This window comes from Candidatus Poribacteria bacterium (assembly GCA_026706025.1).
GTDB lineage: Bacteria > Poribacteria > WGA-4E > WGA-4E > WGA-3G > WGA-3G.
Genome location: JAPOZO010000053.1, coordinates 1 through 5,506 on the forward strand (window position 1 = coordinate 1; position 5,506 = coordinate 5,506).

At 49.4% G+C, this 5,506-nt stretch carries 3 protein-coding genes; 2 read left to right on the top strand and 1 reads right to left on the bottom strand.

The genetic code is table 11. From position 1 onward, the window contains the following. Positions 1-1,293, bottom strand: a 1,293-nt coding sequence (locus OXH00_12320; protein ID MCY3741797.1) for a catalase-peroxidase, incomplete at its 3' end; no start/stop codon positions are given. Positions 1,294-1,806: 513 nt separating this feature from the next. Here OXH00_12320 and OXH00_12325 point away from each other — a divergent pair. After that, positions 1,807-4,011 (top strand): DUF5916 domain-containing protein, encoded by a 2,205-nt coding sequence (locus OXH00_12325; GenBank protein ID MCY3741798.1) that lies wholly within the window; start codon positions 1,807-1,809, stop codon positions 4,009-4,011. 240 nt (positions 4,012-4,251) lie between these two features. Continuing rightward, complete coding sequence (locus tag OXH00_12330) at positions 4,252-5,370, top strand: mandelate racemase/muconate lactonizing enzyme family protein (GenBank protein ID MCY3741799.1); 1,119 nt, start codon at positions 4,252-4,254, stop codon at positions 5,368-5,370. The last annotated feature ends 136 nt before the right edge of the window (positions 5,371-5,506 follow it).

The following is a 5,506-nucleotide window of genomic DNA, read 5'->3' on the forward strand; positions in this document are numbered from 1 at the left end:
GTCAATCAATTCATGATCGACATCAGGGACGGGGTCTTGCCACAACTGCGGTTCCGCAGGAACCCAGGGCCCGAGGCAGCGCGTGCGGGGTCCCATGTCGCGGTGTGTCAGCTTGTACCATGCCTTAGCAAAGGCATCTGCGAAGGCATCCGGGTTCTCGTAGAAGCGTCTGGAAATCTTCTCGTAGACTGGATCCGCCTTCAGAGAGAGATCGGTCGTGAGCATCATGGGGGCGTGCTTCTTTGAGGCATCGTGAGCATCTGGGACGGTGCCTTGTGCAGCTTCATCTTTGGGAGTCCACTGCCATGCCCCGCCGGGGCCTTTTATCAGTTCCCAGTCGTAGTTGAAGAGATTTTCAAAGAAGTTATTGTCCCACTGGATCGGTGCGACGGTCCAGGCACCTTCCAACCCACTGGTGATTGTGTCGCTGCCCTTGCCGCTACCGTAACTGTTCTTCCAACCGAGTCCTTGTTCTTCAAGGTCGGCACCTTCGGGTTCGGGGCCAACGTACTCGTCGGCATCCGCAGCCCCATGGGTTTTGCCGAATGTGTGTCCGCCAGCGATGAGTGCGACCGTCTCCTCATCGTTCATTGCCATGCGACGGAACGTCTCTTTAATGTCTCTTGCTGCAGCAACCGGATCCGGGTTCCCGTTCGGTCCCTGTGGATTCACATAGATTAAACCCATCTGGACGGCACCGAGCGGATTCTCCAGTTCCCTGTCCCCAGTATAACGTTCATCACCAAGCCATGTGGTCTCGGAGCCCCAATAGATGTCTTCTTCGGGTTCCCAGACATCCTCTCGCCCGCCGGCGAACCCAAGCGTCTTGAAACCCATGGATTCGAGAGCGCAATTCCCTGCGAAGATTATCAGATCCGCCATCGAGAGTTTCCGACCGTACTTCTGCTTGACGGGCCAGAGCAACCGGACAGCCTTATCAAGGCTGGCATTGTCGGGCCAACTGTTGAGGGGTGCAAAGCGGAGCGTGCCGGAGGCACCCCCTCCGCGCCCGTCCCCGATGCGGTATGTGCCAGCACTGTGCCACGCCATCCGAATGAAGAGCGGTCCATAGTGTCCGTAGTCGGCGGGCCACCACTCCTGTGATGTCGTCATTACTTTTTCGATGTCCCGCTGCACTTCCGCCAGGTCGAGTGTATTGAACGCCTCAGCGTAGTTGAAATCCTCGCCCATAGGATTGGCAGAGGGCGGGTTCTGGTGGAGCATCTTCAGGTTCAACTGATTCGGCCACCATTGTTGGTTTGCTATGGTGCCCTGTGCCTGAGCGTGGTGCATCACTGGGCACTTACTTTCGTTGCTCATATTTCCTCCAATTGTGTTCTACATTTTTCCAAAGTTATTCTTTGCCGTATTCTTTCTTTAAAAACCTATTTAAGCAAGTTTCAATATTAAATTTGCACATTTCCCATCAATGTCGGGCGGGGAAACCCCGCCCCTACGGGGTCCGCACTTATCGGAAAATCGGAAATTATTATTTAATATTGCTTAAAAAATCCAAATGGATCTCTGAAAGTTGCATTAATCATGCCATAATTTCCGACCAAAGTCAAATCTTTTTAACATTTTGTTCCTTTCCAAAAGGGCGAATTCTTCTTCCGTGATTCAAATTGGGAGAATATAGCGATCAGGAAGCATTTCTACAAAAGGACTGAATGCGTTTGGAAGCAGTATAGATAAGAATGTGCAGAATTTCGGTGGATGTGATATAATAGAGAGAGATTTAAGACAATTACGGAGGTTGTGTGTCCCACTTTGTGTACTATGGATTATCTATGTAGATGGCTATCAATGCTACTTCTCTTTTCTATCGGTGTTGGTGTCCATGCCGAGACTGAAGCACTTCAAGCAGAAGCATACCGGACTTACGAGAGCGTTGAGATTGACGGTGAACTGACAGAATCCGATTGGCAGAATGCAACGCCTATCCGTCAATTTATTCAATTTGAACCCGATGCGGGTGCCTCTTTAACAGAAGCAACAGAGGTTCGGATTCTCTACGATGAAAGACACATCTATTTCGGTTTTGTCTGCAGCGAACCCGACCGCTCCAAGATTGTTGCCAACAAGATGCGACGCGACGCGATGATGTGGGACCAAGACAATGTCTTTGTCCTATTGGATACCTATAACGATAGGCGGAGCGGCTTCTTCTTCAGAGTCAATCCGCTGGGAGCGCGGGAAGATGTCGCGCTCATGGACAGCGGCGACAGTCGAAACGAGAACTGGAATGCGGTTTGGGACGCTCGCGCGAAAATTAACGGCGATAATTGGACAACAGAAATTGCGATTCCGTTTAGCCAATTGAGGTTTAAGGACGAAGAAACGTTAACATGGGGTTTGAATCTTGGACGCACTATCCAAAAGAATCAGGAAGAGGGGACATGGGCACCCGTGCCAGCAGCATATACATTTTTGGCGCGCTATCGGACGACGAATTTAGGCACACTCACCGGTTTATCTGGCATCTCACAACGACGCAACATCGAGTTTCTACCGTATCTCCTCCCGGGTGTCGCTCGGACAGAAGAAGGGACAGTGGGTGTGCTTGACTTCGGGGCAGATATGAAGGTGAGCGTCACTTCAAATCTGACCGCCGATCTCACCGTTAATACAGACTTTGCACAAGTCGAAGCGGATCGGGAACAAGCGAATTTAACACGGTTTAGCCTCTTTTTTCCAGAAAAACGCCAATTTTTCTTGGAAGGTGCGGGCTTGTTGGATTTCGGTATTCCACGTACGAGTTTCAATGCGCCGCCACCGCTCCTACTTTTTTATAGTCGTCGCATCGGTATCGAAGCAGGACACGCCATCCCGATTCTGGCGGGTGGAAAGGTTACGGGTAAAGTGGGCGGCTTCGGCGTGGGGTTACTGAATGTCCTCACGGATAAGTATGCAGCAGATGCTACGGAGGATGCAGAGGCAGTTAACGTTGATAGGACGAACTACTCCGTGTTGCGGATCAAGCGCGATCTTTTCACCGGGTCAAGTCTCGGTATGATTGCAATCAACAAGCAAGGACCTGAGGCACACAATCGAGCAACCGGCGTTGATTTTATCTATCGCCCGACTGGCGAGATGAATTTTCGTGGACTCTGGGCACGTACTTTTGATCCGGACGGCATGCAAAACGATCCCGTCAACACACAAGAGCGATCCGCAAACACGAACGCGTTGTACTTCGGTGGTAATTGGCAGAGTAGCGTCGCACGAGTGAACGCTTCCTATACGGACATCGGTGAGGATTTTAACCCTGAAGTCGGTTACGTGTATCGCACTGGGTCACGTTGGTTCCGAGGCGAACTCCGCGGCACCCCATATCTTCATTGGTACGGTCTCCGCCGGATGTGGATCGGGCCGGAGCTCGATATTGTCCTGAATTCAGAGAATCAATTAGAGACGCGAACTTTTATTTGGAGCACGTGGCTTGAATTGGAAACGAACGGCTGGGGTGGCATCCGAATTTACCGAAATTTCGAGAACCTCATCGACGACTTTGAAATTCGAGAAGGGATTACTATTCCAAGAGGCAAGTACAGTTACAATAACTATAGTCTCATGCTCAACGCTGAAGGCAAGGTCTTCAACGGACGTTTTGGGTTTAATGTTGGGGATTTTTACAACGGTACCCGACGAGGATTTGACCTCCGTCTCGACCTTCGGTTCGGTGGACGCTTTAGTTTGGAACCGAGATACGAGTTTAACCGAGTAACACTCCCACAAGACGGAAAGCCTGACAAACAGGTCTCTTTTGATACAAACGTCTTCGGTGGACGTGTTGTTTATTCTTTCTCCACTGACCTCTTTACCAAGTTTTATGTCCAATGGAACAGTGACAGGAATCTGGTTACCACGAATTTTTTAGTCAATTACATCTACCGCCCGGGTAGTGATTTCTATTTCGTTTTCAACCAGACGTATGGCACAGACAGTATAACGTCAGGATTGCTGGATACAACTGTTGTTGGTAAAGTAACCTATTGGTGGAATCCATAAGTGTCAATTTAGCGATTTCTGAGAGTATTTTAGGAACTATAGATATAAACATGCTGAAGAAACACCCAAGCAAATAAACTCTACGGGACTAAAGAGGTTTTTGAAGGCTTCACGGTTTCTGTGTAAAATCCGGTTCGGTTAGGAAACCGAACCTACCGGCCTGGGGTATTCAGCACATAATTTTTTTCTTAAATTGACACCTAAAACCGACTTGATCGAACCGCAAGGAAAATTTAAAAAATGAAGATTGTTGATGTGAAAACGTATCTCGTTGATGTGCCGCCGCCACACTGGGGTGGAAGACGTTGGATTTTCGTCAAACTGGTAACAGATGACGGCATCGAAGGCGTAGGCGAATGTACCTATCATACGCAATTGAACCATGTAGTCATTGAGTTGATTAAGGATTGGGGAGAACGCTTCCTCATTGGGGCGGATCCGTTTCGGATTGAAAGAATCTGGTCAACGCTTTATGAAGGTCCCTGCGTACGACACTCCGGTCCGCTGACGACACCAGCCATGAGTGCGATTGAGATGGCGTGTTGGGACATCGTTGGAAAGGCACTGAATCAACCGATCTACAACCTATTAGGCGGCATGTTCCATGAGAAATTGCGTGCCTACTCCTATCTCTTGCCATGGCGGCGCGGTGATTCCCCAGAACAGACAGGTGAACTCGCGCTTTCTTACGTCGAAAAAGGCTTCACGGCTGTCAAGTTCGATCCGGTTGATGCGCGGACTGCCGATAGGTTAGAGACACTCGACTACGCAGAGAGCGTCATCCGAGGGATTCGTGAGGCGGTTGGTGATAGGTGTGATATTCTGATTGGGACACACGGGCAGTTTAACACAAACAGCGCAATCCGTTTCGCGAAACGCGTCGAACAGTATGATCCGCTCTGGTTTGAGGAACCGATACCACCAGAGAATATCAAAGAGATGGCACGCGTCGCGCAGTCCACGAGTATTCCGATTGCGACTGGAGAACGGTTGCTGACGAAATATGAGTTTGCAGATTTACTCGAACAACAGGCGGCATCTATTTTGCAGATGGATTTGACGATTACAGGTGGCATCCTTGAAGCGAAGAAGATTGCATCTATGGGTGAGGCACACTACGCGCAGATCGCACCGCATCTGTATGGGGGGCCGATTGGCGGTGCAGCGAATATTCAGTTGGATGTTTGTAGCCCGAATTTCTTGATTCAGGAGGGTATCCATACATGGGACGGTTTCCACGCCGATATTCTTAAGGAGCCGTTGCAGTGGGAAGATGGGTACATTATACCGTCAACGAAACCGGGACTCGGTATTGAATTGAACGATGAAGTTTTGGAGAAACATTCGGTTGTGGTTTGAAGGATATTGTTTAACTGAATTGTCGAGCAAAAAATGGGTTAAAGAGAATTATAAATTTCTTAATATTGCCCGGTGCGGTTGGGAAACCGCACCATAGGTGTCAATTTAGGGAGTTTCCATAGCATTTTGTAGCAAT

What these genes read in the sequence shown, in the direction of transcription:
- OXH00_12325 (MCY3741798.1), top strand. Translation starts at nt 1,807, where the DNA reads ATGCTACTTCTCTTTTCTATCGGTGTTGGTGTCCATGCCGAGACTGAA.
- OXH00_12330 (MCY3741799.1), top strand. Translation starts at nt 4,252, where the DNA reads ATGAAGATTGTTGATGTGAAAACGTATCTCGTTGATGTGCCGCCGCCA.